Origin of the sequence: Streptomyces sp. NPDC001787 (assembly GCF_040297465.1) — a bacterium.
GTDB lineage: Bacteria > Actinomycetota > Actinomycetes > Streptomycetales > Streptomycetaceae > Streptomyces.
The window spans coordinates 355583-382091 of record NZ_JBEOZE010000005.1 but is presented as its reverse complement, the minus strand read 5'-3'; the positions used below and the strand labels follow the sequence as shown (position 1 = coordinate 382091).

The following is a 26509-nucleotide window of genomic DNA, read 5'->3' as shown; positions in this document are numbered from 1 at the left end:
TTTCCGGCGAGTCCGACTTTACCAGACTCTTTTCCGTTCCGTTTCCGGTCCGAATTCGATTCCAGCGGCCTGCGGATGGCCTTTGCCTTTCGGCGTGTCCACTACTTTAGCCGATTCCCTTGACGACTCATAATCGAGTCGACCGGACGAATTACGGCATGCCGAATTCGCACCCGTCAGGGTGATTCGTAGGTAGTGGTTTGGCCGCTTCGAGGTGCTCGATCCGGTCCGATGGACCGTGCCGACAGCAGTGCCTGTCTCAAGCGGCTCGGACTACATTAGGCGTACGCCGGAGTGCCGTCAAGTTGGGCGGCGGGGGGCGGCCGGCGACGACGTCATTGCCGTTCAGCGCGCGGTCGATACCCGGCCCAGCTTCCGCCCCGACGTACCGGTGGCCCGTGAGCGAGGCGTGCGTCGGCTCAGGATCCGGCGGGCGGCTTGGCTCTCGGGCTCAGTCGGTACGCCGAAACCGTCGGATCACCGGCGAGGCAGAACCGGTGCTGCCAGTCGTGGGCCTTGCTCACACCTACCCGAGGACCGACCTGGATGAGCGCGGCGGGTACCGGCTCCCCCTCGGACAGCACGACCGAGGTACCTGTCAGGAGGTCTGCGCCGTTGTGCTCTCCCGTGATGCCGAGGGCCTGACAGAGGTTCCCCGGGCCTCGGGCCAGGCGTGGGCTCTCGACCCTCTCCCCTCGCCGCTCGCGTGCCAGGTCCTCCCCCTCGATGACCCTGCCTGCCCGGATGAGGACGGCCGAGGCGATGCCGTCCGTCCCGGTGACGACGTTGGCGCACCAGTGGAGGCCGTGGGACCGGTACACGTACAGGTGCCCCGCGGGTCCGAACATGACCGCGTTACGGGGTGTCCGGCCTCGGTATGCGTGGGAGGCCGGGTCGGCAGCGCCGGAGTACGCCTCGGTCTCCGTGATGGCGATGCTCACGGTGCCCTCCGGGGTCTTACGGGTGAGCACGCTCCCGAGCAGCTCGGGAGCGACTTCTTCGGCAGGGCGGGCGAGGAGATCGACGTTCATGCTGACTGCCTTGACATGCCGTAGGTGAAGCGGACACAGCTGTGACCCGGCGGACCGAGCTTCACGCTGTCGCGGGCCGTGCGGCGGACGAGCGTGCGGCCCAGGAGGTCGGGGGCGGCGTCGAGTACGGATCGGTCGGAGAAGTCCCGCGTCAGCGGCGTACGGTCCAGGCCCTCGTCCATGGCGCCCGAGGGTACTGGCATCGTCGTTCCGGGAACCGACTACGGTCGTGGCGCGTATGTAGGGGTCAGGACCAAGAAGGAGTGAACATGGGCTTCAAGCGGCTGCTCGCGAGCATGGGTGCCGGTGGTGCTTCGGTGGAGACCGAGCTCACCGAGGCCAACGTCGTCCCCGGTGGGGTCGTTCAGGGCGAGGTGCGGATCCAGGGCGGATCCGTGGACCAGCAGATCGAGGGGCTCTCCGTCGGTCTCCAGGCCCGGGTCGAGGTCGAGGGCAACGACCAGGAGACCAAGCAGGACATCGAGTTCACCAAGCTGAGCCTCGGCGGTGCCTTCGAGGTGCGGGCCGGTGCCGTGCATGTGGTGCCGTTCGGCCTGGAGATTCCGTGGGAGACGCCGATCACGATGTTCGCCGGCCGGCAGCTGCACGGCATGAACATCGGGGTGACGACCGAGCTGGAGATCGCCCGCGCGGTGGACTCCGGTGACCTCGACCCGATCAATGTGCACCCGCTGCCCGCCCAGCAGGCCATCCTGGACGCCTTCGGGCAGCTGGGCTTCGGCTTCCGCAGCGCGGACATGGAGCGTGGCCACATCCGCGGTACGCGCCAGCGGCTGCCGTTCTACCAGGAGATCGAGTTCTTCCCGCCGCAGCAGTACCGGGGCCTGAACCAGGTGGAGCTCACCTTCGTCTCCGACGACCGCGAGATGGACGTCATCCTGGAGATGGACAAGAAGCCGGGGCTCTTCAGTGAGGGCAGCGACTCGTACCGGGCGTTCAAGGTCTCGCTGACCGAATTCCAGCAGACCGACTGGGCCGCGTACCTGAACCAGTGGCTGTCCCAGGTCGGAGGGCAGCGCAACTGGCTCTAGCGCCCTCCCGGCGAACTAGGGTCGTCGGGGAGACCTGCCGACAGCAGATTTGCCGATCAGGAGAGGTGCTGACGTGACCGACCCGAAGAGGGCGCCGCTGCCCCACGACTTCCATCCCGAGGTCCCCCCGTTCACCGTGGTGAGCGAGGACCTCGCTCCGGGAGCCGTGCTGGCGGACGCGCAGGTGCTCGCGGCGGGGAACACCTCGCCGCGGCTGCGGTGGGAGGGTTTCCCGGCGGAGACCCGGAGTTTCGCCGTGACGTGCTTCGACCCGGACGCCCCCACGGGCAGCGGTTTCTGGCACTGGGTGGTCTTCGACATCCCGGCGTCCGTCACGGAACTGCCGGCCGGGGCGGGCAGCGGGTCGTTCGAGGGCCTGCCGCCGGGTGCCGTCCAGGCCCGTAATGACTACGGGGCGAAGGAGTTCGGCGGTGCCGCGCCACCGGCCGGGGAGAACCACCGCTATGTGTTCACCGTGTACGCGGTGGACACGGAGAAGCTCGGCATCGACAGCGATGTCTCTCCGGCGGTGGCCGGATTCAATCTGCGGTTCCACACGCTCGGCCGTGCTCAGCTGATCGGTGAGTACACGGGCCCGTAAGCGATGAGTTCTTCCGTTGTTTGCCCTGCCCTGGTCTTGGAGAGACCAGGGCAGGGCATTTTTTATTGCGTTGTCCATCGCGGCCCGCCCAGCCAGAGTTGATCCGGGCCTGCCAGGGGGCGGGCGGCACACGGGAGGTGGGCGGAATGCGTGACACGCTGGTTCTCAACGCGAGCTTCGAGCCGCTGTCGACGGTGACTCTCAACCGTGCGGTGGTACTGGTCCTGACCGACAAGGCCGTCGTCGAGCAGTCGCATCCCCGCCTCCGTATGCGCGGTGCCGCCGTGGATATTCCGGTGCCCCGGGTGATCAGGCTCTGCCGGTACGTACGGGTGCCGTTCCGAAGACATGCCCCCTGGTCCAGGAGGGGTGTGCTGATACGGGACCAGCACCGGTGCGCGTACTGCGGGCGGCGGGCCAGCACCGTCGACCATGTGGTGCCGCGTGCCCAGGGGGGTCAGGACACCTGGCTGAACACGGTGGCCTCGTGCGCCGAGGACAACCACCGCAAGGCGGCCCGGACACCGGAGCAGGCGGACATGCCACTGCTGCGGCAGCCCTTCGTGCCGACGCCGGCCGACGCGATGCTGCTGGCCATGGGTGCCGGCGACCGCTCGGCGCTGCCGGAGTGGCTGGACCGCTCGGCGGCGTGAGCCGCGTACGCCTCTTGCCGTACCGGAAGCCCGTCTCCGTGGGGAGGCGGGCTTCCGTATGTCAGCGGAGCACCAGCTGGACGATGGCGACCGTGCCGACCGCGACGATCAGGACGCGCAGCACGGTGGGGCTGAGGCGGCGGCCGACCTTGGCCCCTATCTGCCCGCCGATGGCCGAGCCGACGGCGATCAGGAGGACGGCCGTCCAGTCGAAGTCGGCGACGAAGAGGAAGAACAGTGCGGCGATGCTGTTCACGACGGCGGCCAGGACGTTCTTGACCGCGTTGAGACGCTGCATGGTGTCGTCGAGCAGCATGCCCATCAGGGAGAGATAGATGATCCCCTGGGCCGCGGTGAAGTAGCCGCCGTACACGCTGGCGAGCATCAGGCCCGTGAACAGGAGCGGGCCGCCGTCCGGGCGGGCCGGTGTTCCGCTCCGCTCGCGGCGGCGCTGGACCGCCTTGCTGATGCGGGGCTGCAGGATGACGAGGACGAGGGCCAGGGCCACCAGGACCGGCACGATCGTCTCGAACGCCGTGGAGGGCAGGGCCAGCAGGAGGGTCGCCCCGGTGAGGCCGCCGATCGCGGCTCCGATGCTCAGCCTGAGGACGCGACGGCGCTGTCCCGCGAGCTCCTTGCGGTAGCCGATGGCCCCGCTGATGGAGCCGGGGATCAGACCGAGGGCGTTGGAGACGGTGGCCGTGACCGGCGGCAGGCCGGTGGCGAGCAGCACGGGGAAGGTGATCAGGGTGCCTGAGCCGACGATCGTGTTGATCGTGCCCGCGCCGACACCGGCCGCGAAGATCGCGAGTATTTCCCAGATGGACAAGGCCATCTCCTTCGATGGTCAGTGATGCCTCCCCGCCATGAAGGTCGAGGGGCCTCACTGATCATGCACGAAGTCCGGTCCGGACAGGGGGCCGGGGGTGATTCCGGTCAGTCGAGCGGGGGTTCCTCGCGGCGTTCCTTGGCGGTGGTGTCGAAGCCGGGTACTCCGCCGCCGAGGTTGCCGAAGGCTCCGCTGAGGCCCTTGAGGGCGTCCCCGATCTCGCTGGGCACGATCCAGAGCTTGTTGGCGTCGCCCTCGGCGATCTTCGGGAGCATCTGGAGGTACTGGTACGAGAGGAGCTTCTGGTCCGGGTCCCCGGCGTGGATGGACTCGAAGACCGTACGGATGGCCTGTGCTTCACCTTCGGCGCGCAGCGCCGCCGCCTTCGACTCACCCTCGGCGCGCAGGATCGCGGACTGCTTCTCACCTTCGGCGGTGAGGATCTGGGACTGCCTGATGCCTTCCGCGGTGAGGATCGCGGCGCGCTTGTCACGGTCGGCGCGCATCTGCTTCTCCATCGAGTCCTGGATGGAGGTGGGCGGTTCGATCGCCTTGAGCTCGACGCGGTTGACGCGGATGCCCCACTTGCCGGTGGCCTCGTCGAGGACGCCGCGGAGAGCCGCGTTGATCTCCTCGCGGGAGGTGAGGGTCCGCTCCAGGTCCATGCCGCCGATGATGTTGCGCAGGGTGGTGACGGTGAGCTGCTCGATCGCCTGGATGTAGCTGGCGACTTCGTAGGTCGCCGCACGCGCGTCGGTCACCTGGTAGTAGATGACGGTGTCGATGTTGACGACCAGGTTGTCCTGGGTGATCACCGGCTGCGGCGGGAACGGAACGACCTGTTCTCGGAGGTCGATCCGGTTGCGGATGGAGTCGATGAACGGGACGACGATGTTCAGGCCCGCGTTGAGGGTGCGTGTGTAGCGCCCGAATCGCTCCACGATGGCCGCGCTGGCCTGCGGGATGACCTGGATCGTCTTGATCAGGGCGATGAAGACGAGCACCACCAGAATGATCAGGACGATGATGATCGGTTGCATCGTGTGTCTCGTGCCCTTCGGTTGCCGACGGATCGCGATGACCGTGCCGAACTCTCCATGAGCCGGGGTCCGGTGACCGCGGTTCTCATGATGATCGACATGATCGACTTCGAGTCTGGCAGACCGTGGCCCGCCGCGTGCGGGGTTCGGTCACATAACGATGGCCGTCGCTCCGTCGATGTCCACGACATCGACCTGCTGGCCGGGTTCGAAACTCTGGTCGCTGTCCAGGGTGCGGGCGGACCAGATCTCACCGCCGAGCTTGATGCGCCCGCCGCCGGCGTCGACCCGTTCCAGGACGACGGCCTGACGGCCTTTCAGGGCGTCGATGCCCGTGGCGTACTGGGCCTGGCCCGCGCGGTGTCTGGCGGCGATCGGGCGCACCACGGCGATGAGCGCCACGGAGACCACGACGAAGACCAGCACCTGGGCGACGATGCCACCGCCGAGGGCCGCGACGACCGCCGCCGCCACCGCTCCGACGGCGAACATCCCGAACTCGGGCATCGCGGTCAGGACGAGGGGGATGCCCAGTCCCACCGCGCCGATCAGCCACCACACCCACGCGTCGATGTCCACATGGTCATCGTAGGACTGTCGGCCGCGCACGGACAGGGCGCCGGGCGGTCGGAGTGCCCCGATCCGTCAACTGGGGTGCTGGGAAAGGCCGATGGCCGACTCCCGGTGGCCGGATACCGGTCTCAGGAGAGCGGCAGACCGCGTGCCGTGTAGCGGTCGCCGACGTGCTCGACGACGAGCGGCAGGCCGAAGCAGAGGGAGAGGTTGCGGGAGGTGAGCTCGGTCTCCATGGGGCCGGCCGCGAGCACCTTGCCCTGCCGGATCATCAGGACGTGGGTGAAGCCGGGCGCGATCTCCTCGACATGGTGGGTGACCATGATCATGGACGGGGCGTACGGGTCGCGGGCGAGCCGGCCGAGGCGGCGGACCAGGTCCTCGCGGCCGCCGAGGTCGAGCCCGGCGGCGGGCTCGTCCAGGAGGAGCAGCTCGGGGTCGGTCATCATCGCGCGGGCGATCAGGGTGCGCTTGCGCTCGCCCTCGGAGAGGGTGCCGAACTTGCGGTCCAGGTAATCGGTCATGCCGAGCCGGTCGAGGAAGGCGCGGGCGCGCTCCTCGTCGACGGCCTCGTAGTTCTCGTGCCAGGTGGCGGTCATCCCGTACGCGGCGGTGAGCACCGTCTGCAGCACGGTCTGGCGCTTGGGCAGCTTGTCGGCCATGGCCACGCCCGCGATGCCGATCCGGGGGCGGAGCTCGAAGACGTCCGTGCCGACACCGCCCAGCCGCTCGCCGAGGACGGCGGCCGTACCGGTGCTCGGGAAGAGGTAACTGGACGCGATGTTGAGGAGCGTCGTCTTGCCGGCGCCGTTCGGGCCGAGGATGACCCAGCGCTCCCCCTCCTTGACCGACCAGGAGACGTCGTCCACCAGAGCGCGTCCGTCGCGGACCACGGATACGTCCACCAGCTCCAGTACATCGCTCATGAGCGCGTTGTCTCCCTCATGCAGTCTTGAGATCGTCGCGTGCCTGTGGGCACAGCTCCCAGGGAAAACCTACGCCACCGCCGGAGTGCTTCAGGCGCGAGGTCCGTTCCCTAGGCTGTTCCCATGCTTTCGGAACCACGCTCAGGGCTGTTGGCCGCCTGGGGAAACGCGCTTCTGGCCGGACTCGTATCGCCGGACGACGCCGCCCTCGCGATCGTCGGGGAGGACGCGGTGCACCGCGTCGAGGGATTGCCGGGTGAGGCGGGGCCGGTCGGGCTCACGCTGGCGCTCGGCCGGCTGCGGCGGCTGGGGGCGACCGGATTCCGGGTCGCCCTGCCGGTGCCGGGGCATCCGCTGGGGCTGAGCGGGCCCCCGGAGTTCAACGCGCGGGCGCTGGAGGCCGAGGAGGCGGTGGTCACGTCCGGGGTGCCGTACGGGCTGGTGCCGGAGGTGAGCGGGGCGGGGCCCGCCGGGGACCGGCACGTCGAGGTGGTGTGGCGCGTGCTGCCGGTGCGGGAGGCGCCGCCGGCCGATGTGCCGTCGCTGGGTGAGGCGGAGCGGGAGCTCGCGGAGGCGCTGCGGGACGCGACGGCGGTGCTGTCGCGGCTGGACGTGGCCGGGTCCGGGCCGGTGGCGGAGGCCGCCCTGGACGCGTACCGGGCGCGGGCCGAGCGGGGGCGCGAGGTGCTGGCGCCCGGGTATCCGCCGCGGGCGGTGCGGGTGCTGGAGCTGGCCCAGCGGGTCGGGCTGCTGGTCTCGGTGGCGTACGAGAACGGGCACGGGGGTGCGGTGAGCGCGTCCGAGATCGCGGCGCGGGGCGAGGCGCTCCGGCCGGTGGAGCGGGTGGCGCGGCGGGCGCAGGTGGCGGCGTACAACGCGTATGTGGAGGACGCGGAGCGCAAGCGCGGGTAGGTCCCCCCGTACCCCGGGGACTCCCACCCACGCGGGAGCCGGGACGCGAGAGGCGGAACGGGGACGGTTTGAGCCGGAACAGGAGAGGCGGAACGCGAGAGCCGGACGGCCCCTTCGGTGGGGACGTCCGGCTCTCCGGGACCGGGGTCGGTCAGTGGTTGCCGGTCAGTGGTTCAGGCCGAAGTTGCCGAACGCCGGGTTGAGCAGGCCGATCACGTTGACCGTGTTGCCGACCACGTTCACCGGGACGTGGACCGGGACCTGGACCGCGTTGCCGCTGCCCACGCCCGGGGAGTGGGCGGCGGTGGCGTGGGCGTCCGCGCCGCTGTGACCGGTCGCGGAGGCAGCACCGGCACCGGCGGCGATGATCCCGCCGGCGATCATGGTGACGGCTGCGGCCTTCTTCAGGTTCTTCACTTCAGGCTCCTCCTGGAAACGCCGCGGCCGACCGGCCGCAGCACGCCCTGGAGAACGCCCCAGACCACAACGGGTTACGCCGTGTGAGTGACATACACCCGACAGTATGAATCTCAGCCTGGACGGGAACGTTCCGCCCGGCCCCGTCTCAGCCGGCCGCCCCATGGCGTACGGCCCAGAGCGCGGCCTGGGTCCGGTCCGCCAGGTCGAGCTTCATCAGGATGTTCGACACATGTGTCTTCACGGTCTTCTCGGAGAGGACCAGGGCTCGCGCGATCTCGCGGTTGGAGCGGCCGTCGGCGATGAGGCCGAGCACTTCCCGCTCCCTTTCGGTGAGAGTGCTTCCCCGGCCCGTGCCGCCGCCCGCGTCGTCCTGGGCGAGCAGGGCCCCGGCGACCTCCGGCTGGAGCAGGACGTGGCCCGCGTGGACGGAGCGGATGGCCCCGGCCAGGGCGTCCGGGTCGACGTCCTTGTACACGTAGCCGGAGGCTCCCGCGCGCAGGGCGGGGACCACCGTGCGCTGCTCGGTGAAGCTGGTGACGATGAGGACCTTGGCGGGATTGTCCAGCTCGCGGAGCTTGCGCAGTGCCTCTATGCCGTCGGTGCCGGGCATCTTGATGTCCATCAGCACGACATCGGGCCGGAGCTCCTCCGTCCTGGCGACCCCCTCGGCGCCGTCGGCGGCCTCGCCGACGACCTCTATGTCGTCCTGGATCTCCAGGAACGTACGCAGCCCGCGGCGGACCACCTGGTGGTCGTCGACCAGCAGCACCCTGATGATCTTGTCACCCACCGGGTACCTCCATCTCGATCGTGGTGCCCTTGCCGGGCACCGATTCAACGGTGAGCTTTCCGCCGACGCTGCTGGCCCGGTGGCGCATCGAGACGAGGCCGAGATGACGGCCCGCCCGCCGGACCGCCGTGACGTCGAACCCGCTGCCGTCGTCGGTGATCCGCAGCACCGCCGCGGGTCCGCGCCGGACCAGCGTGACGGTGACGCGCCCGGCGCCTGAGTGGCGCAGGGCGTTGTGCAGAGCCTCCTGGGCGACCCGCAGCAGCGCTTCCTCCTGGGCGGCGGGCAGAGCCCGCACCCCGGCGCTCTCGAACGTGACCGCCGCGCTGTGGGCCCGGTCCAGCACCTGGATCTGCGTACGGAGGGTGGCGACCAGGCCGTCCTCGTCGAGCGCCGCGGGGCGCAGCTCGACGACGGCGGCGCGCAGCTCGTCCACGGCTTCCGCGGCGAGGGCGGCGACCTGCTGGAGCTCGCCCTTGGCACGGGCCGGGTCGCGGTCGACGAGGGCGGCGGCGGCCTGTGCGGTGAGCCGGAGCGAGAAGAGCTTCTGGCTGACCGCGTCGTGCAGTTCATGGGCGAGCCGTGAGCGCTCCTCGGCGATGGTCAGCTCGCGGCTGCGTTCGTACAGGCGGGCGTTGGTCAGGGCGATCGCCGCGTGCTGGGCGAGCATCGCCAGCAGTTCCTCGTCCTCGGCGGTGAAGCCGCAGCTGCCCTCGGGCTTGGGGCACTTCTTGTTGGCCAGGTAGAGCGCGCCGATGATCTCGTCGCCGTCCTGGATGGGCAGGCCGAGGAAGTCCGACATATCGGGGTGGGCGTCGGGCCAGCCGCCGAACCGGGGGTCCTTGCGTACGTCGGCGAGCCGCTCCGGCTTCGCCTCGTGGAGCATCGCGGCGAGGATGCCGTGCTGCCGGGGCAGCGGGCCGATGGCCTTCCACTGCTCGTCGGTGATGCCGTCGACGACGAACTGGGCGAATCCGCCGTGGTCGTCGGGAACGCCCAGGGCCGCGTACTCGGCGTCGAGCAGTTCGCGGGCGGACGTGACGATCGTCTTGAGGACGTCACGCATTTCGAGATGCCGGCTCATGGCGAGCAGCGCGGCACTCACCGCGGCGAGGGCGGACGGCGGGCGATGGCTCATGTGGCTCACCGTACCGGCGGGGCCCGAGCGCCGTATCGGGCTGTGGACGGCCGGGCGGAGAGGCGGGGACCAGGACTTTTCTCGGCCGGCCCTCGGTCCCGAGCCCTAGGACCGGGGACCGGGAACCGGTGACGGGCGCCCCCGGGTCAGGGGGTGGGGGCCGGTCGCCGGGGGTCAGCCGGGCAGCGGCCGGGGGTCAGCCGGGCAGCGCATTACGGGGCGGGAGCGAGTCGGGCGGTCGGCGTCCCGGGGCGTGCGCGGTGCTACGGCCCGGGGCGTGCGGTGCTTCCAGGTCCGGGGCGTGCGCGGTGCTACGGCCCGGGTAGGGCGAGGCGCCGGGCCGGCTGCGCCTGCGGCATGAGTCCGGGGACGGCGATCTCATCCTCCCGAAGGAGAAGGCTCACGCTCCGGATTGCCGGAGCAACGGGTGGTGAAACCGCTGCTCCGCCGATGTGAGCCCGCGCATAGGACCCACGTCACTTACGAAGCCTGCTAGTGGATACCCAAGGGGCAATTGGGTGGGCATGAGCGGGCACGGGCACGTACGAGCGGCCACCCGATCCACTAGCCAGCTTCGTACGTCACACCTTTGCCACGGATTTTTGCTGGCGCTAAGAATTGCATCTGTCCCCGACGGAGATGCGAAGCCGCTTCCCGTCCCGTCCTCCGTGAGGACACCTGCTATTCGAAGAGGTACGTCTGCATGTCTGCGTCCAGCATTTCCGGCCGTCGCCGCCGTCTGAACAAGGCCCAGAAGTTCTCCGTCGCCGGTGTTTCCGCACTCGGTGCCGCCGCGCTCGTGTTCTCCCTCGTGCCGTCCGACGCCGAGGCCGAGAGCGCCCCCACGACCCTGTCCGCCGCTCCCGTGGCGTTCACCTCGGCGGCCGGTTCCCCGCAGGCCAAGACGGTGCAGGCCAGCATCATCGAACAGCACTCCACCGCCGAGCAGCTGGTGAAGGCCGCCGACGCCGCCAAGGCAGAGGCCGCCGCGGCCAAGGCGAAGGCCGTGGCCGATGTGCAGGCGAAGGCGAAGGCGAAGGCCGACGCCGCGGCCAAGGCGAAGGCCGACGCCGCGGCCAAGGCGAAGGCAGCGGCCGACGCGAAGGCGCAGGCAGCCGCGAAGGCCAAGGCCGACGCGAAGAAGCGCTCCGCCGAGGCCGCGAGCCGCTCGGCCGCCCGCACCCCCGTCTTCGCCGACAACCTGGACGGCTGGATCAAGGAAGCCCTCTCCATCATGAAGACCAAGGGCATCCCGGGCTCGTACGACGGGCTGCACCGCAACATCATGCGTGAGTCCACCGGCAACCCGAACGCCATCAACGGCTGGGACATCAACGCCCAGAACGGCGTCCCCTCGATCGGTCTGCTCCAGATCATCAAGCCGACCTTCGACGCGTACCACGTCTCCGGTACCCCGCACAGCCAGTACGACCCGGTCGCCAACATCACCGCCGCGGCCAACTACGCCGCCGACAAGTACGGCTCGATCGACAACGTCAACAGCGCCTACTGAGCCACCTCGCGCAGCGCTCACCCAGCGCGCCCAGGTCTCACGCCGGAGGGCGGCACCCCATGCGGGGTGCCGCCCTCCGTTGTCGTGCGCGCCGTGCGCGCGCCGTACGTGTGGTCCGTGCGCGCTACTTGCGCATGACCTCGGGCTCGTGGCGGCGCAGCAGGCGCGCGACCGCGAAGCCGCAGATGAGACCGAGTGCCACCAGCACCGCGATGTTCATCCCCCACTGGCCGGCCGTGTGCTCCCACAGCGGGTCGAGGTCGGTCGGCTTCTGCGGGTCCCACGGCGGCATGAGGTGCGCCAGGTCGAGCGTCGTACCGGCGGCGGCCATGGCCCAGCGGGACGGCATCAGCCAGGCGAACTGCTCCAGGCCCGGCGACCCGTACACCTGGAAGAGCACCCCGGTGAAGACGACCTGGATGATCGCGAACATGACCAGCAGCGGCATGGTCTTCTCGGAGGTCTTCACCAGCGAGGAGATCACCAGGCCGAACATCATCGAGGTGAAGCCGAGCGCGATGATGGACAGGCAGATCTCGACGGCCGGGGGCATGATCAGGCCCTCTTCCGGCAGATCACGGGTGGCGAAGCCGATACCGCAGATGATGACGCCCTGAAGGGCCGTGATCACGCCGAGGACGATCACCTTGGACATCAGGTACGCGGAACGGGACAGGCCGGTGGCCCGTTCCCGTTCGTAGATGACGCGTTCCTTGATCAGTTCTCGTACGGAGTTGGCCGCGCCGGAGAAACACATGCCGACCGCGAGGATCAGCATGATCGTCCCGGCCTTTCCGTTGAACCGGGACGGCGGTGTGGGCTCCGCCAGGCCGAATTCCGCCGGAATGACCACACTGACCACACCCAGCACCGCGGGCAGGATCACCATCAGACCCATGAAGCCCTTGTCGGACGCGATCACCGAGACATAGCGGCGGATCAGCGTCCACAGCTGCGTCATCCAGCCCTGCGGCTTCGGCGGGCGCATCTGCTGCGGCGGCGGCATGTGTACGGACTGGGCGGCGACGGCGTCGATGTCCGCGGCGTACATCTGGTAGTGCTGCGAGCCGCGCCAGCGGCCCGCCCAGTCGTAGTCGCGGTAGTTCTCGAACGCGGAGAAGACATCGGCCCAGCTGGTGTAGCCGAAGAAGTTGAGCGCTTCCTCCGGCGGGCCGAAGTAGGCGACGGAACCGCCCGGCGCCATGACCAGGAGCTTGTCGCAGATCGCCAGCTCGGCCACGGAGTGCGTGACGACCAGGACCGTACGCCCGTCGTCCGCGAGGCCGCGCAGCAGCTGCATGACATCGCGGTCCATGCCCGGGTCGAGACCGGAGGTCGGCTCGTCCAGGAAGATCAGCGAGGGCTTCGTGAGCAGCTCCAGGGCGACCGAGACGCGCTTGCGCTGGCCACCGGAGAGCGAGGTGATCTTCTTGTCCTTGTGGATGTCGAGCTTGAGCTCGGCGAGGACTTCGAGGATCCGGGCCTGGCGCTCTGCCTCGGTGGTGTCCGCGGGGAAGCGGAGCTTCGCGGCGTACTTGAGCGCCTTGGTGACAGTGAGTTCCTTGTGCAGGATGTCGTCCTGCGGGACCAGACCGATGCGCTGGCGCAGCTCGGCGAACTGCTTGTAGAGATTCCGGTTGTCGTAGAGGACATCGCCCTGGTTGGCGGGCCGGTAGCCGGTGAGCGCCTTGAGCAGGGTGGACTTGCCGGACCCGGAGGGGCCGATGACCGCGATGAGCGACTTCTCCGGGACGCCGAAGGAGACGTCCTTGAGGATCTGCTTCCCGCCGTCGACCGTCACCGTGAGGTGGCGGGCGGAGAAGGAGACCTCACCGGTGTCGACGAACTCTTCCAGCCGGTCGCCGACCAGGCGGAACGTGGAGTGACCGACACCGACGATGTCGTTCGGGCCGAGGAGCGCGGAGCCGGACTTGTTGAGCGGCAGACCGTTGACGTACGTACCGTTGTGGGACCCGAGGTCACGGATCTCGAAGCGGCCGTCCGGAGTGGCGTGGAACTCCGCGTGGTGGCGCGAGACCTGAAGGTCGGAGACGACCAGTTCGTTCTCCAGCGCACGGCCGATCCGCATCACCCGGCCGAGGTCCAGCTGGTGGAACGTGGTCGGGCTGCGGTCCCCGTAGACCGGCGGCGCCCCCGCAGCGCCGCCGTGTCCGTGACCGGGTGACTGCGCCGGGGCCTGCTGGTGCGGGACCTGCGGCTGGGCATGGGCCTGCTGGGGCCGGCCCTGCTGCCACGCCTGCTGCTGTTGCTGCACCGGGGCCTGCTGTCCCGGCCACTGCTGCGGCTGTGCGGGGGGCTGCTGGGCTCCCGCCGCCTGGCCCCCGTGGACGCCGGCGGCGGCCGGTGCGGCCGTGCCGGTGAGGCTCAGCCGGGGTCCGTCGGTGGCGTTGCCCAGATGCACGACGGAGCCGGGCACGAGCTCCAGCTGGTGGATCCGCTGCCCCTGCACATACGTGCCGTTGGTGCTGCCGTGGTCCTCGATGAACCAGCTACGTCCCCCCCAGCTGATCGTGGCATGCCGCCACGACACCCTGGCGTCGTCGATCATCAGGTCGCCCTGCGGATCGCGCCCGAGGGTGTACGACCTGGACGGATCGAGCGTCCAGGTCCTTCCATTCAATTCCAGTACGAGTTCCGGCACTCCGCGCCCCACTAGTTGTCCCCCGAGTTACCCCCGTTGCAGGGAGTCTAGGGATGCTGAACATCGTGGGGAACTATTCCAGGAGCAGTCCCCGATCCGAAAGCCGGGCGGGTGAAGACAGCGCGGAGACCTGCGTGGACGCACTCCGCCCCCGGGAGAAAGGGGCCCGGAGGGGAGAAAGCGCCCAAGGCCGGCCGCCCGGCCCTGCGCCGCTCCCCCGCCGTCCCTCCCACCGCCCGCGCCCCGGCCCGGCCGGGCGTTCCGTGCGTGGTCTCCAGGAGCGGTCCCCGGGTCGGTGTCCGGAGCGGTCCCGGGGTGGTCCGGGGGACCGTCTCCGGGTGGTCCGGGGGACCGTCTCCGGAGTGTTCCCCGGGGTGGCCCCCGTACGGAAACGACTTTCCGTCCGGTACGCGGGACGGGCCGCCGGGCCCCGCCGCGGGACCGATACGGTGGGAACACCATGAGCGCATCTCAGCCCCCTCAGCCTCCCCACTCCCCTGAGCTGCCCGAGTCCCCTCGGGGCAGCGACGAACCCACCCTTCTCGTCAAGATCTTCGGGAAGGACCGCCCCGGCATCACCGCCGGGCTCTTCGACACTCTCGCCGCGTACTCCGTCGACGTCGTGGACATCGAGCAGGTCGTCACCCGTGGCCGTATCGTCCTGTGCGCGCTGGTCACCGCCCCGACCGCCGGCGGTACGAGCGAGGGCGACCTGCGGGCGACCGTGCACAGCTGGGCCGACTCGCTGAAGCTCCAGGCCGAGATCATCTCGGGTATCGGTGACAACCGGCCCCGCGGTGACGGCCGCTCCCATGTGACCGTGCTGGGCCACCCGCTCACCGCGGAGTCGACCGCGGCCATAGCGGCCAGGATCACCTCGACCGGCGGCAACATCGACCGTATCTTCCGGCTGGCCAAGTACCCGGTCACCGCCGTCGAGTTCGCGGTGTCCGGCACGGCGACCGCGGAACTGCGGACCGCGCTGGCCACCGAGGCCGCGGAGATCGGCGTGGACATCGCCGTCGTTTCGGCCGGGCTGAGCCGCCGGGCCCAGCGGCTGGTCGTCATGGACGTGGACTCCACGCTCATCCAGGACGAGGTCATCGAACTGTTCGCGGCGCACGCGGGCTGCGAGAAGCAGGTCGCCGAGGTGACCGAGCAGGCGATGCGCGGGGAACTGGACTTCGAGCAGTCGCTGCACGCCCGGGTCGCGCTCCTCGCCGGCCTCGATGTGTCGGTGGTGGACAAGGTGCGGGCCGAGGTGCGGCTGACGCCCGGGGCCCGCACCCTGATCCGTACGCTGAAGCGGCTCGGTTACCAAGTGGGCGTCGTCTCGGGCGGGTTCACCCAGGTCACGGACGACCTCAAGGAGCGTCTGGGCCTCGACTTCGCCTCCGCCAACACCCTGGAGGTCGTGGACGGCAAGCTCACCGGCCGGGTCGTGGGCGACATAGTGGACCGGGCCGGGAAGGCCCGGCTGCTGCGCAGTTTCGCCGAGCAGGCGGGGGTGCCGCTGGCACAGACCGTGGCGATCGGCGACGGCGCGAACGACCTGGACATGCTGAACACGGCCGGCCTCGGGGTCGCGTTCAACGCGAAGCCGGTGGTCCGCGAGGCCGCGCACACGGCGGTGAACGTGCCGTTCCTGGACACGGTGCTGTATCTGCTCGGCATCACGCGCGAGGAGGTCGAGGCGGCGGACGGCCTCGTCGGCTGACCGGCACCGCCGGGACCCCACGGGTCCGTGGAGCGGGAAGCGAGAAGGGCCCCGGGGCGCGTCGTGCGCGCCCCGGGGCCCTTCTTCAGTCGCTCAGCCGTGCTCAGTCGTTCGGCGTCCAGTACTCGGTGAGCTTGCCGACGCCGTGCTCCACGGTCTTCCAGGTGCCGGGGAACTCGACCACGGCGTAGGCGGCGGTGGGAAAGCCGTCCCTGGTCATCCGGGCCAGGCTGTCCCCGGCAGCGGATCCCGAGAGCGCGTCGGCGGCGCCGTGCATCCCGGGGTTGTGCCCGACGACCAGGAGGTTGCGCACCTCGTCGGGGGTCTCGTTGAACAGGGCGATCAGTTCACCGAGGGAGGCATCGTACAGCCGCTCCTCGTACACGGTCCTGGGGCGCTGTGCGAACTCGTGGACCGCCAGCTTCCAGGTTTCCCGCGTCCTGGTGGCGGTCGAGCACAGAGCCAGATCGAAGTCGATGCCGGAGTCGGCGAGCTTTCGGCCGGCCACGGGTGCATCCTTGCGGCCGCGCTCGGCGAGCGGCCGCTCGTGGTCGGACGCTTGCGACCATTCCGCCTTGGCATGCCGGAGAAGAACGATCCTGCGAGGTGTATCGACGCTCATACACCTCAGCTTCGCACGAAATGCGGCCTCTGGCGCAGGGTGTTGACGTACGGGCCGATACGGTCCCGGGGGCTTGCCGCACCCCGTGCCGTCAGCGCGACAGGAAGCTGATGAGGCGCTCGATCAGCTGTCCGATCGCGGGGTCGCCGGAGGCCGCCTGGGCCTGTCCGGGGTTCACTATCAGCATGAGGAGCACGGCGAACGCCACGGCGGGCAGGGCGACGGCCCACCAGGGCAGCCGCACCTCGACGCCGGTCGTCGCCGGGGGCCGGGAGCTGGTGGGTGTACGGGCCGGCATGTCCGCCTCCGTGGATCATCGGTTCTGATACTCAGAACCTACGGATCGCACGGCGCCGGTCCCATCCGGTGACCCACCCACTTCACCCTGACCCTGGCCCCCTAGGGGATGGGGGTGCTGGCCCCACCCCCGGCCGCCGGAGTGGGGCGACCGCGTCCGGGCGGGCCGGTCGCATTCGGGGTGGGGCGATCACGTCAGGGAGGTCACGTCAGGGGGCGATCACGTTCAGGGTGAGGCGATCGAGGCGATCACTCCGATGACCACCGTCACGAGGAGCATCGCCCCGAGGACGAGGAGGAACTTCTTCTGACCGTTCTGGGGATTCGGATCGAGCACTGGCATGGGGCCAGTCTCGCATCTCAGCATTCGTCCTCGATCGTCCGGTCCCGGCCGGCCAGCACGCCCGCCACCATCTGCGGAATCATCAGCCCGGCCATCAGGGCGATCGGCAGGCCCCAGCCGCCGCTGTGCTGGTACAGCACGCCGACGAGCAGCGGGCCCGGGATCGAGATGAGGTAGCCGGTGGACTGGGCGAAGGCGGACAGCCTGACCACGCCCGCGCCGGTACGGGACCGCATGCCGATCATGGTGAGGGCGAGCGGGAAGGCGCAGTTGGCGATGCCGAGCAGCACCGCCCAGGCCCAGGCTCCGGCGGCGGGGGCGAGGTAGAGGCCCGCGTAGCCGGCCAGGCCGCAGAGACCGAGGACGACGACGATCGGGCCCTGGTGCTTCATCCGGCCGGCGACGCGGGGGATGACGAAGGCGAGCGGTACTCCCATGGCCATGGTCACCGCGAGCAGGACGCCCGCGGTACCGGCCGAGACCCCGGCGTCCCGGAAGATCTGCGGCATCCAGCCCATGGTGATGTACGCGGCGGTGGCCTGGAGGCCGAAGAAGCAGGCGAGGCCCCACGCGGTGCGGCTGCGGGTGATCCGGAGGGCGGGGGCGGCCTGCTGCCGCCGGTGGGCGGCCTGTCCGGGGGCCTCGCGCCGGTCCCGTACGAGCGGGATCCACACCAGGACCGCGACGGCGGCGAGCACGGCCCAGATCGCCAGCCCGGCCTGCCAGTCGCCGCCCAGTCCGTCGGTCAGGGGCACGGTGACCGCCGCGGCGAGCGCGGTGCCCAGGGCCAGGGCCATGGAGTAGAGGCCGGTCATGCTGCCGACGCGGTCCGGGAACCAGCGCTTGACGATCACCGGCATCAGGATGTTGCTGACGGCGATGCCCATGAGGGCGAGGGCACTGGCGGCGAGGAAGCCCGCCGTGCCGCCGATGAAGGGACGGATCACCAGGCCCGCGGTGATCGCGACCATGCCCGCGCAGACGACGGCACCCGCGCCGAACCGGCGGGCGAGGCGCGGCGCCATGACGCCGAAGACCGCGAAGCAGAGCGGTGGTACGGAGGTGAGGACACCGGCGACGCTTCCGCTCATGTGCAGTCCGTCGCGCACTTCTTCGAGCAGGGCGCCGAGGCTGGTGATGGCGGGGCGGAGGTTGAGCGCGGCCAGGACGAGTCCGAGGGCGACCAGACGCAGCAGCCATGGGCTGGGCCCGTCGGCGGTCCGGAGGGACTGCGGGGCCGGGGTGGCGGCGGAGCCGCGGGGCTCGGTGGTACGGCTCAGGGTCCGGATATCGTCGTCGGGCATGAGGACATCATAGAATCATGGGATGATTGATTGTCCAATCCTCCGGTGCCGTCCGCCCGCCTGAGAGAATCGGGCCCCGGCTTCACGGATCACGCCTCACGGATCACGAACAAGGAGCAGCATGGCGCTGACGTCTCCACGGCGTTCGGCACTCGCCGACCAGGTGATTGCCCAGCTGAGGAATCAGATCACCTCGGGCGAGTGGCCCGTCGGTGCGCGGATTCCCACCGAACCCGAGCTGGTCGAGCAGCTGGGAGTGGCCCGCAACACCGTCCGCGAGGCGGTGCGCGCCCTGGCGCACAACGGGCTGCTGGACATCCGGCAGGGCTCCGGCACGTATGTGGTCGCCACCAGTGAGCTGGCCGGGGTGATGCACCGCCGGTTCGCCTCGGCCGACCCCCGGCACATCGCCGAGCTGCGTTCGACGCTGGAGTCCTCGGCGGCCCGGCTGGCCGCCGAGCGGCGCACCGAGCGGGATCTGAAGCAGCTGGACACGCTGATGGCGCGGCGTGAGGAGACCTGGGCCGCGGGTGACGCGGAGGCGTTCGTGGCGGCGGACGCGACCCTGCATCTGGCCGTGGTGGCCGCCTCGCACAACGACGTACTGACCGGGCTGTACGCGGATCTGGGCGATGTGCTGCGCGAGTATCTGCGCGACGACGTGGGCCCGGAGCTGCGGCCGGAGAACCACGTGGACCACGGTCGGCTGGTCGAGGCGATCCGGGCCGGGGACGCCGCGACGGCGGCGGCGGAGGCCGCGGGGCACGCGCTGAACTGCCTGGCGGACCGCGTCTAGACCGACCGGTTCGCACGGGCCCGTGCTTTCAGGCAGGGCCGGGCCGGTGGCTGACCCACGCGGCGGCGACCTCCTTCCAGCAGCGGTCGTCCAGTCGCACGGTCCGCCCCGGCTCCACCGCGACCGCCGTGCCGTCCGCGTCGACGTCCCACCAGCGGGCGCACTCGGTGTGCAGCTGGACCAGGTCGGTGGAGGGGTAGGGGTTGTGGCAGTAGGCGACGACCCGGGAGCCGTCGACCGCCGTACGGCACTCGGATCCGGCGGGTTCGGGCACGGGGGCGGCCGGTGCCGGGGGGACGGAGGCCCCGTTGGCGGCGTGGACGCCGACCGGGACCGCCAGTCCGACGGCGGCCAGCGAGGCCGCGAGCAGGACGCGGGTCCGGCGCGGCAGCAGGGGGCGTCGGGGCGACAGCAGCGGGCGACGGGGTCGGCGACGCGTGGGGCGCACAGCGATCTCCCTCCCGCAGCCTGACAGAAGTCCGATTCCTCCACATTCTGCGGCGGATCGACCATCTTTTCGACTTGAACGCGGGGGCGCCCTCGCCCGGAGCCCGGCGGAAACGGCCTTCGGCCGCGTACCGGCCCGGGAATCCGGGGGCGGCGGTACGCGGCCGAAGGCCGTCATCGTTGTGCGCGGGCGGTCCGGGCGTCAGGCACCCATCATGTGCACGCCACCGTCGACGTGGATGATCTCACCCGTCGTCTTCGGGAAGAAGTCCGAGAGCAGCGCCACGACACCGCGGCCGGCCGGCTCCGGGTCGGACATGTCCCAGGCCAGCGGGGAGCGGTGGTTCCAGACGTCCGCGAGCTCCGAGAAGCCGGGGATGGACTTCGCGGCCATGGAGCCGATCGGTCCTGCCGAGATCAGGTTGCAGCGCAGACCGTCCTTGCCCAGGTCACGGGCGAGGTAGCGGGAAGTGGCCTCCAGCGCGGCCTTGGCCGGGCCCATCCAGTCGTACTGCGGCCAGGCGTACTGGGCGTCGAAGGTCAGGCCGACGATCGAACCGCCCTCGCTCATCAGCGGCTTGCAGGCCATGGCCAGCGACTTCAGCGAGAACGCCGAGACGTGCATCGCCGTGGCGACCGACTCGAACGGGGTGTTGAGGAAGTTGCCGCCGAGCGCGTCCTGCGGCGCGAAGCCGATGGAGTGGACGACGCCGTCCAGCGAGCCGAGCTCGTCGCGGACCAGACCGGCGAGGCGGTCCAGGTGCTCCGTGCTGGTCACGTCCAGCTCGATGACCTTGGCCGGCTTGGGCAGCTTCTTGGCGATGCGCTCGGTGAGCGTGGGCCGGGGAAAGGCGGTCAGGATGACTTCGGCACCCTGCTCCTGGGCCACCTTCGCGGTGTGGAACGCGATGGACGACTCCATCAGCACCCCGGTGATCAGGATGCGCTTGCCGTCGAGAATTCCGCTCATGGTGATCAGTGACCCATGCCCAATCCGCCGTCAACGGGGATGACGGCTCCAGTGATGTACGACGCGTCGTCGGAGGCGAGGAAGCGCACCGCGGCGGCGATCTCCTCGGGCTGCGCGTAGCGGCCGAGCGGCACCTGGGACACGATGCCCTTGCGCTGCTCCTCGGTGAGCACCTGGGTCATGTCGGTGTCGACAAAACCGGGGGCGACGACGTTGAAGGTGATGTTCCGCGAACCGAGTTCGCGGGACAGCGACCGGGCGAAACCGACCAGACCGGCCTTGGAGGCGGCGTAGTTCGCCTGGCCCGCCGAGCCCAGGAGGCCGACGACGGAGGAGATCAGGACGACGCGGCCCTTCTTGGCGCGCAGCATGCCGCGGTTGGCGCGCTTGACGACCCGGAAGGTGCCGGTGAGGTTGGTGTCGAGTACGGACGTGAAGTCCTCCTCGGACATCCGCATGAGCAACTGGTCCTTGGTGATACCGGCGTTGGCGACCAGTACCTCGACGGGGCCGTGCTTCTCCTCGATCTCCTTGTAGGCCTGCTCCACCTGCTCGGTGTCCGTGATGTCGCAGCGGACCGCGAGGCAGCCCGCCTCGGTGAGGGCCTGGGGCGGCTCGCCGGAGCGGTAGGTGATCGCGACCTTGTCGCCGTTGTCGGCGAAAGCGCGGGCGATGGCGAGGCCGATGCCCCGGTTTCCTCCGGTGACGAGAACCGAGCGGCTCAACGGATCACCCTTTCCTTGGCTGTCTGGTACCTCGAAAACCTATCGGTACCACGCACCGATCGAGGAATCGGGCCCTGACAGTGGCTCGTCCGGGGTGCTGTGGGGTTCCTACAGATCGCTCTCCGGGCGGCTCCGCGCCGGGGAGCGGTGCGGGCACCGGCCGATATCCCCGGTGTGGTCACCCTCCCGCGTGGTTCACTGCCGTGGTGTATCGAGAAGGGAATCCCCTGTGCCTCATGAGGTAGATCAGTCGTTCCTGGCCCTGCCGCTGCGCGCCCTCGCCGACGCGGCGCTGGCCCGCGCCCGCGCGCTGGGTTCCGTGCATGCCGACTTCCGGTTCGAGCGGGTGCGCAGCGCGACCTGGCGGCTGCGGGACGCCCGGCCCGCCGGGGCTTCGGACAGTACGGATCTCGGGTACGCGGTCCGGGTCGTGCACGGCGGGGCGTGGGGCTTCGCCTCGGGTGTCGATCTGACGATGGACGCGGCGGCGAAGGTGGCCTCGCAGGCCGTCGCCATGGCGAAGCTGTCGGCGAAGGTGATCGCGGCGGCGGGTTCGGACGAGCGGGTGGAGCTGGCGGACGAGCCGGTGCACGGCGAGCGGACCTGGGTCTCGGCGTACGACGTCGACCCCTTCTCCGTACCGGACGAGGAGAAGGCGGGGCTGCTCGCGGAGTGGAGCGGCCGGCTCCTCGGCGCGGAGGGGGTCGCGCATGTCGACGCGTCCCTGATGACCGTCCACGAGAACAAGTTCTACGCGGACACGGCCGGCACCGTCACCACCCAGCAGCGGGTGCGGCTGCACCCCCAGTTCACGGCGGTCGCGGTGGACGGGACGACGGGCGAGTTCGACTCGATGCGGACGATCGCCCCGCCGGTGGGCCGGGGCTGGGAGTACCTCACCGGGACCGGCTGGGACTGGGACGCGGAGCTGGAGCGGATCCCGGGGCTGCTGGCCGAGAAGATGCGGGCGCCCAGCGTCGAGTCGGGGACGTACGACCTGGTCGTCGACCCGTCGAACCTCTGGCTGACCATCCACGAGTCGATCGGCCACGCCACCGAGCTGGACCGGGCGCTGGGGTACGAGGCGGCGTACGCCGGGACCTCGTTCGCCACGTTCGACCAGCTGGGCAAGCTGGCGTACGGCTCCCCCGTGATGAATGTGACGGGCGACCGCACGGCCGAGCACGGGCTCGCGACCATCGGGTACGACGACGAGGGCGTCGAGGCGCAGTCCTGGGACCTGGTCAAGGACGGCACGCTGGTGGGCTACCAGCTGGACCGGCGGATCGCGAGGCTGACGGGACTCGGCCGGTCCAACGGCTGCGCGTACGCGGACTCGCCGGGCCATGTCCCCGTACAGCGGATGGCGAACGTGTCGTTGCGGCCGGATCCCGGCGGGCTGTCCACCGAGGACCTGATCGGCGGGGTGGAGCGCGGGATCTATGTGGTCGGCGACCGTTCCTGGTCGATCGACATGCAGCGCCACAACTTCCAGTTCACCGGGCAGCGCTTCTTCCGGATCGAGAACGGCAGGCTGGCCGGTCAGCTCCGCGACGTGGCCTACCAGGCGACGACCACGGACTTCTGGGGCTCGATGGAGAAGGTCGGCGGCCCGCAGACGTACGTCCTGGGCGGCGCGTTCAACTGCGGCAAGGCCCAGCCGGGTCAGGTCGCGGCGGTCTCGCACGGCTGCCCCTCCGCCCTCTTCCGGGGCGTGAACATCCTCAACACGACGCAGGAGGCCGGACGATGAGCCGCGTCAGCAAGCCGTACGAGATCATCGAGCGGGCCCTCGCGCTGTCCACCGCCGACGGCTGTGTCGTCATCGCGGACGAGAACTCCTCCGCCAATCTGCGCTGGGCCGGCAACGCGCTGACCACGAACGGCGTGACCCGGGGGCGCACCCTGACCGTCATCGCGACGGTCGACGGGGCCGAGGGGACGGCCTCCGGTGTCGTGTCCCGGTCCGCCGTCACCGCGGACGACCTGGAGCCGCTCGTACGCGCCGCCGAGGCCGCCGCACGCGGGGCCGGTCCGGCCGAGGACGCGCAGCCGCTGGTCTCCGGTGTGCCCTCCTCGCCCGATTTCACGGACGCGCCGGCCGAGACGGGCTCGGAGGTCTTCGCCGACTTCGCCCCGGCGCTCGGCGACGCCTTCGCCCGCGCCCGGTCGGGCGGCCGGGAGCTGTACGGGTTCGCCAACCACGAGCTGACCTCGACGTACGTCGGTACGTCGACGGGGCTGCGGCTGCGCCACGACCAGCCGAACGGCACGCTGGAGCTGAACGCCAAGTCCCCCGACCGGGCCAGGTCGGCCTGGGCGGGCCGGGCGACGCGGGACTTCAAGGACGTCGACCCGGCGGCCCTGGACGCGGAACTGGCGCAGCGGCTCCGCTGGGCGGAGCGGCGTATCGAGCTGCCCGCCGGACGGTACGAGACGCTGCTGCCGCCGACCGCCGTGGCCGACCTGCTGATCTACCAGCTCTGGTCGTCCACGGCGCGGGATGCCGCCGAGGGCCGCACGGTCTTCTCCAGGCCGGGCGGCGGGACCCGGCTCGGCGAGACGCTGTCGCCACTGCCGCTGACCCTGCGCAGCGACCCGTACGCGCCCGGCCTGGAGGCGGCGCCCTTCGTGATCGCGCACTCCTCCGGGGACAGCGGCTCGGTCTTCGACAACGGGCTGCCGCTGGCGCCGACGGACTGGGTGAAGGACGGCCGGCTGGAGCGGCTGACGACCACCCGGCACACCGCGGGCCTGACCGGGCAGCCGGTCGCCCCGGCCATCGACAACCTGCTGCTCGACGGCGGCGGTGAGCGGTCGCTGGAGGAGATGGTGGCCGCGACGACCGGGCGGGCCCTGCTGCTGACCTGCCTCTGGTACATCCGGGAGGTCGACCCGGCGACGCTGCTGCTGACCGGACTGACCCGGGACGGGGTGTATCTGGTGGAGGACGGCGAGGTGGTCGGCGAGGTGAACAACTTCCGCTTCAACGAGTCGCCCGTCGATCTGCTGTCCCGGGCGTCCGAGGCGGGGCGCACCGAGAAGACGCTGCCGCGCGAGTGGGGCGACTGGTTCACCCGGGCGGCCATGCCGGCGCTGCGCGTCCCGGACTTCAATATGAGCTCGGTCAGTCCGGGCGTATGAGCCGCCCGGAGGCCGCCTCGTCGGCGCTGACGGACCGGCGCTCTAGACTGGCCGGTGCACCATCCATACATGTAGGGAGACACGGAACCGTGACGGACATCGTCGACGAGCTGAAGTGGCGCGGGCTGTTCGCCCAGTCCACTGACGAGGACGCATTGCGCAAGGCTCTCGCGGACGGTCCCGTCACCTACTATTGCGGCTTCGACCCCACGGCGGCGAGTCTGCACGTCGGCCATCTCGTGCAGGTGCTCACCATGCGCCGGCTCCAGCAGGCCGGTCACCGTCCGATCGCCCTGATGGGCGGGGCCACCGGTCAGATCGGTGACCCCCGGCCCACCGCCGAGCGCACGCTGAACGACCCGGAGACCATCGCCGGGTGGGTGCGGGAGCTGCGGAAGCAGATCCAGCCGTTCCTCGCCTTCGAGGGCCCGAACGCCGCCACGATGGTGAACAACCTGGACTGGACCGCGGGGATGTCCGCGATCGAGTTCCTGCGGGACATCGGCAAGCACTTCCGGGTCAACAAGATGCTCGCCAAGGACTCGGTCGCCCGTCGGCTGGAGTCGCAGGAGGGCATCAGCTACACGGAGTTCAGCTACCAGCTGCTCCAGGGCATGGACTTCCTGGAGCTGTACCGGCGCCACGGCTGTGTCCTCCAGCAGGGCGGCAGCGACCAGTGGGGCAACCTCACCGCGGGCATCGACCTGATCCACCGCCTGGAGCCGGGCGCCACCGTGCACGCGCTGGCGACGCCGCTGATGGTCAAGGCCGACGGCACCAAGTTCGGCAAGTCCGAGAGCGGTGCCGTCTGGCTCGACCCGGAGTTGACGACGCCGTACGCGTTCTACCAGTACTGGCTGAACGTGGACGACCGGGACATCTCCCGGTACATGCGCATCCTCAGCTTCCGCAGCCGCGAGGAGCTCGAAGAGCTGGAGCGGCTGACCGAGGAGCGGCCGCAGGCCCGTTCGGCACAGCGCGCGCTGGCCGAGGAGCTGACCATCCTGGTGCACGGCGAGGGTCAGTGCGCGGCGGTCATCGCGGCGTCGAAGGCGCTGTTCGGCCAGGGTGAGCTGGGCGAACTGGACGCGGCGACGCTGAGCGCGGCCCTCTCCGAGGTGCCGCACGCCCGGGTGACCGAGCTGGGCCCGGTGGTGGACCTCCTGGTGGAGGTCGGCCTGGCGCCGAGCAAGTCGGGGGCCCGCCGCACGGTCAAGGAGGGCGGGGCCTACGTGAACAACGTCAAGGTCACGGACGGCGAGAGCGCCCCGGCCCGCGAGGAACTGCTGCACGGGCGCTGGCTGGTGCTGCGCCGGGGCAAGAAGAACCTGGCCGCCGTGGAGGTCACGGGCGGCTGATCCCGTACGGCACGCGCACGGCCCCGCGGCCGGTACACGCCTCTCGCGTGTACCGGCCGCGGTGCTGTCCGGCGGGCGCTGTCCGGCCGCAGTGCCGTCCAGCGCGGTGCCGTCCGGTGCGGTACCGGTCGCCGTCGCCTGCCCGTGCGGGTCAGGTCTTCTGTCTGTTGCCCCGGATCGACGCCCAGAGCATGTCCCCGACTCCGACGACGGCCACGGCGCCGATCAGCTGGAGTACGTGGCGCGTCCAGTCGATGCCCTTGGTGTCGTTGACGCCGATCCAGGTCGCCACGGCATTGCCGAGGACGCTGCCGAGGATGCCGAAGACAGTCGTCAGCCAGAGCGGGATGTTCTGCTTGCCCGGGAGGATCGCCTTGGCGATCAGACCGAGCACCAGACCCACGATGATTGCCCACAACCAACCCATTTCGCCTCCTCGTGCGGCGCGGTGTGCGCGCCCGCCCAGTCTCGGCCGCTCCCCGGTACGACGCATTCCGGAAGGGCCCGAACGGGGAGTGCGGCACGGGGCCGGGATGCGGGGCGGCGGGCGGACGCAGGGTGTCGGGGCGGACGCGGGCCATTTGGCTCGCCCCGGTCTCGTGCCCGGCGAGTGCCCGGCGTACCGTGGACGCGGCCCGGTCCGGGA

At 70.4% G+C, this 26509-nt stretch carries 28 protein-coding genes; 10 read left to right on the top strand and 18 right to left on the bottom strand.

Annotated features, from left to right (window positions below; genetic code table 11):
* Positions 1-419: 419 nt before the first annotated feature.
* Positions 420-1031: a DNA-3-methyladenine glycosylase gene (locus ABT170_RS10355; RefSeq protein ID WP_351865722.1), complete on the bottom strand. Its 612-nt coding sequence runs from the start codon at positions 1029-1031 to the stop codon at positions 420-422.
* A complete protein-coding gene (locus tag ABT170_RS10350; protein ID WP_502970497.1) occupies positions 1028-1234 on the bottom strand; it encodes a DNA-3-methyladenine glycosylase in 207 nt (68 codons plus the stop codon). The genes ABT170_RS10355 and ABT170_RS10350 overlap by 4 nt, the downstream gene beginning before the upstream one ends.
* Positions 1235-1300: 66 nt before the next feature.
* On the opposite strand from ABT170_RS10350, the gene ABT170_RS10345 reads away from it, so the two are divergent.
* The 3 genes from ABT170_RS10345 to ABT170_RS10335 all read left to right on the top strand — a co-directional run bounded on the left by ABT170_RS10345 (position 1301) and on the right by ABT170_RS10335 (position 3337).
* The gene (locus ABT170_RS10345; protein ID WP_266929494.1) at positions 1301-2083 is read left to right on the top strand and encodes a sporulation protein; all 783 of its coding nucleotides are present in this window, start codon (positions 1301-1303) and stop codon (positions 2081-2083) included.
* A gap of 73 nt (positions 2084-2156) precedes the next feature.
* Entirely contained in the window at positions 2157-2684 is a 528-nt protein-coding gene (locus ABT170_RS10340; protein ID WP_329942412.1) for a YbhB/YbcL family Raf kinase inhibitor-like protein, read from the top strand.
* Positions 2685-2830: 146 nt separating this feature from the next.
* Positions 2831-3337: an HNH endonuclease gene (locus ABT170_RS10335; protein WP_329942411.1), complete on the top strand. Its 507-nt coding sequence runs from the start codon at positions 2831-2833 to the stop codon at positions 3335-3337.
* A gap of 61 nt (positions 3338-3398) precedes the next feature.
* On the opposite strand, the gene ABT170_RS10330 is transcribed toward ABT170_RS10335, so the two are convergent.
* The 4 genes from ABT170_RS10330 to ABT170_RS10315 all read right to left on the bottom strand — a co-directional run bounded on the left by ABT170_RS10330 (position 3399) and on the right by ABT170_RS10315 (position 6705).
* Entirely contained in the window at positions 3399-4166 is a 768-nt protein-coding gene (locus ABT170_RS10330; RefSeq protein ID WP_329942410.1) for a sulfite exporter TauE/SafE family protein, read from the bottom strand.
* A gap of 107 nt (positions 4167-4273) precedes the next feature.
* Entirely contained in the window at positions 4274-5206 is a 933-nt protein-coding gene (locus ABT170_RS10325) for an SPFH domain-containing protein (RefSeq protein ID WP_266929498.1), read from the bottom strand.
* Positions 5207-5356: 150 nt separating this feature from the next.
* Positions 5357-5785 (bottom strand): NfeD family protein, encoded by a 429-nt coding sequence (locus ABT170_RS10320; protein WP_329942409.1) that lies wholly within the window; start codon positions 5783-5785, stop codon positions 5357-5359.
* 122 nt (positions 5786-5907) lie between these two features.
* Positions 5908-6705 (bottom strand): ABC transporter ATP-binding protein, encoded by a 798-nt coding sequence (locus tag ABT170_RS10315; protein ID WP_329942408.1) that lies wholly within the window; start codon positions 6703-6705, stop codon positions 5908-5910.
* Between the two features lie 123 nt (positions 6706-6828).
* Here ABT170_RS10315 and ABT170_RS10310 point away from each other — a divergent pair, with 123 nt between their 5' ends.
* Positions 6829-7617 carry an Rv1486c family protein gene (locus tag ABT170_RS10310; RefSeq protein WP_329942407.1) on the top strand — a complete coding sequence of 263 codons (789 nt, stop codon included), beginning with the start codon at positions 6829-6831 and terminating at the stop codon, positions 7615-7617.
* Positions 7618-7782: 165 nt separating this feature from the next.
* Here ABT170_RS10310 and ABT170_RS10305 read toward each other — a convergent pair whose 3' ends face one another.
* The 3 genes from ABT170_RS10305 to ABT170_RS10295 form a co-directional block, all read right to left on the bottom strand.
* Complete coding sequence (locus ABT170_RS10305; protein WP_329942406.1) at positions 7783-8034, bottom strand: chaplin family protein; 252 nt, start codon at positions 8032-8034, stop codon at positions 7783-7785.
* Positions 8035-8182: 148 nt separating this feature from the next.
* On the bottom strand, positions 8183-8827 hold the full coding sequence (locus tag ABT170_RS10300; RefSeq protein WP_329942405.1) for a response regulator: 645 nt from the start codon (positions 8825-8827) through the stop codon (positions 8183-8185).
* On the bottom strand, positions 8820-9965 hold the full coding sequence (locus ABT170_RS10295; protein WP_329942404.1) for a GAF domain-containing sensor histidine kinase: 1146 nt from the start codon (positions 9963-9965) through the stop codon (positions 8820-8822). The genes ABT170_RS10300 and ABT170_RS10295 overlap by 8 nt, the downstream gene beginning before the upstream one ends.
* Before the next feature lie 703 nt (positions 9966-10668).
* On the opposite strand from ABT170_RS10295, the gene ABT170_RS10290 reads away from it, so the two are divergent.
* Positions 10669-11478: a transglycosylase SLT domain-containing protein gene (locus ABT170_RS10290; RefSeq protein WP_351865712.1), complete on the top strand. Its 810-nt coding sequence runs from the start codon at positions 10669-10671 to the stop codon at positions 11476-11478.
* Positions 11479-11602: 124 nt separating this feature from the next.
* On the opposite strand, the gene ABT170_RS10285 is transcribed toward ABT170_RS10290, so the two are convergent.
* Positions 11603-14152 carry an ABC transporter ATP-binding protein/permease gene (locus ABT170_RS10285; protein ID WP_329942402.1) on the bottom strand — a complete coding sequence of 850 codons (2550 nt, stop codon included), beginning with the start codon at positions 14150-14152 and terminating at the stop codon, positions 11603-11605.
* Between the two features lie 448 nt (positions 14153-14600).
* Here ABT170_RS10285 and serB point away from each other — a divergent pair, with 448 nt between their 5' ends.
* Positions 14601-15857 (top strand): phosphoserine phosphatase SerB, encoded by a 1257-nt coding sequence (gene serB, locus ABT170_RS10280; RefSeq protein ID WP_329942401.1) that lies wholly within the window; start codon positions 14601-14603, stop codon positions 15855-15857.
* 103 nt (positions 15858-15960) lie between these two features.
* Here the strand turns inward: serB and ABT170_RS10275 are convergent, their stop codons facing one another.
* The 4 genes from ABT170_RS10275 to ABT170_RS10260 all read right to left on the bottom strand — a co-directional run bounded on the left by ABT170_RS10275 (position 15961) and on the right by ABT170_RS10260 (position 18423).
* Positions 15961-16479 (bottom strand): SixA phosphatase family protein, encoded by a 519-nt coding sequence (locus ABT170_RS10275; protein WP_266929514.1) that lies wholly within the window; start codon positions 16477-16479, stop codon positions 15961-15963.
* A 91-nt stretch (positions 16480-16570) separates the two neighbouring features.
* Positions 16571-16777, bottom strand: a complete 207-nt coding sequence (locus ABT170_RS10270) for a hypothetical protein (RefSeq protein ID WP_329942400.1) — start codon at positions 16775-16777, stop codon at positions 16571-16573.
* Positions 16778-17002: 225 nt separating this feature from the next.
* On the bottom strand, positions 17003-17119 hold the full coding sequence (locus tag ABT170_RS10265; RefSeq protein WP_266929518.1) for an SGM_5486 family transporter-associated protein: 117 nt from the start codon (positions 17117-17119) through the stop codon (positions 17003-17005).
* Positions 17120-17136: 17 nt separating this feature from the next.
* Positions 17137-18423: a CynX/NimT family MFS transporter gene (locus ABT170_RS10260; protein WP_351865706.1), complete on the bottom strand. Its 1287-nt coding sequence runs from the start codon at positions 18421-18423 to the stop codon at positions 17137-17139.
* A 121-nt stretch (positions 18424-18544) separates the two neighbouring features.
* On the opposite strand from ABT170_RS10260, the gene ABT170_RS10255 reads away from it, so the two are divergent.
* Positions 18545-19219 carry a FadR/GntR family transcriptional regulator gene (locus tag ABT170_RS10255; protein ID WP_329942398.1) on the top strand — a complete coding sequence of 225 codons (675 nt, stop codon included), beginning with the start codon at positions 18545-18547 and terminating at the stop codon, positions 19217-19219.
* Positions 19220-19247: 28 nt separating this feature from the next.
* Here the strand turns inward: ABT170_RS10255 and ABT170_RS10250 are convergent, their stop codons facing one another.
* The 3 genes from ABT170_RS10250 to fabG form a co-directional block, all read right to left on the bottom strand.
* Positions 19248-19613 carry a hypothetical protein gene (locus ABT170_RS10250; RefSeq protein WP_329942420.1) on the bottom strand — a complete coding sequence of 122 codons (366 nt, stop codon included), beginning with the start codon at positions 19611-19613 and terminating at the stop codon, positions 19248-19250.
* Between the two features lie 255 nt (positions 19614-19868).
* Complete coding sequence (fabI, locus tag ABT170_RS10245) at positions 19869-20636, bottom strand: enoyl-ACP reductase FabI (protein WP_329942397.1); 768 nt, start codon at positions 20634-20636, stop codon at positions 19869-19871.
* Between the two features lie 5 nt (positions 20637-20641).
* Positions 20642-21361, bottom strand: coding sequence for a 3-oxoacyl-[acyl-carrier-protein] reductase (fabG, locus tag ABT170_RS10240; RefSeq protein ID WP_329942396.1), 720 nt, complete (start codon positions 21359-21361; stop codon positions 20642-20644).
* A 229-nt stretch (positions 21362-21590) separates the two neighbouring features.
* On the opposite strand from fabG, the gene ABT170_RS10235 reads away from it, so the two are divergent.
* The 3 genes from ABT170_RS10235 to tyrS all read left to right on the top strand — a co-directional run bounded on the left by ABT170_RS10235 (position 21591) and on the right by tyrS (position 25863).
* The gene (locus ABT170_RS10235) at positions 21591-23114 is read left to right on the top strand and encodes a TldD/PmbA family protein (protein WP_329942395.1); all 1524 of its coding nucleotides are present in this window, start codon (positions 21591-21593) and stop codon (positions 23112-23114) included.
* Positions 23111-24505, top strand: coding sequence for a metallopeptidase TldD-related protein (locus tag ABT170_RS10230; RefSeq protein ID WP_329942394.1), 1395 nt, complete (start codon positions 23111-23113; stop codon positions 24503-24505). Before ABT170_RS10235 ends, ABT170_RS10230 begins: the two co-directional genes overlap by 4 nt.
* A gap of 89 nt (positions 24506-24594) precedes the next feature.
* A complete protein-coding gene (gene tyrS, locus ABT170_RS10225; protein ID WP_329942393.1) occupies positions 24595-25863 on the top strand; it encodes a tyrosine--tRNA ligase in 1269 nt (422 codons plus the stop codon).
* Positions 25864-26014: 151 nt separating this feature from the next.
* Here tyrS and ABT170_RS10220 read toward each other — a convergent pair whose 3' ends face one another.
* Entirely contained in the window at positions 26015-26290 is a 276-nt protein-coding gene (locus tag ABT170_RS10220) for a GlsB/YeaQ/YmgE family stress response membrane protein (RefSeq protein WP_329942392.1), read from the bottom strand.
* Positions 26291-26509: the final 219 nt, after the last annotated feature.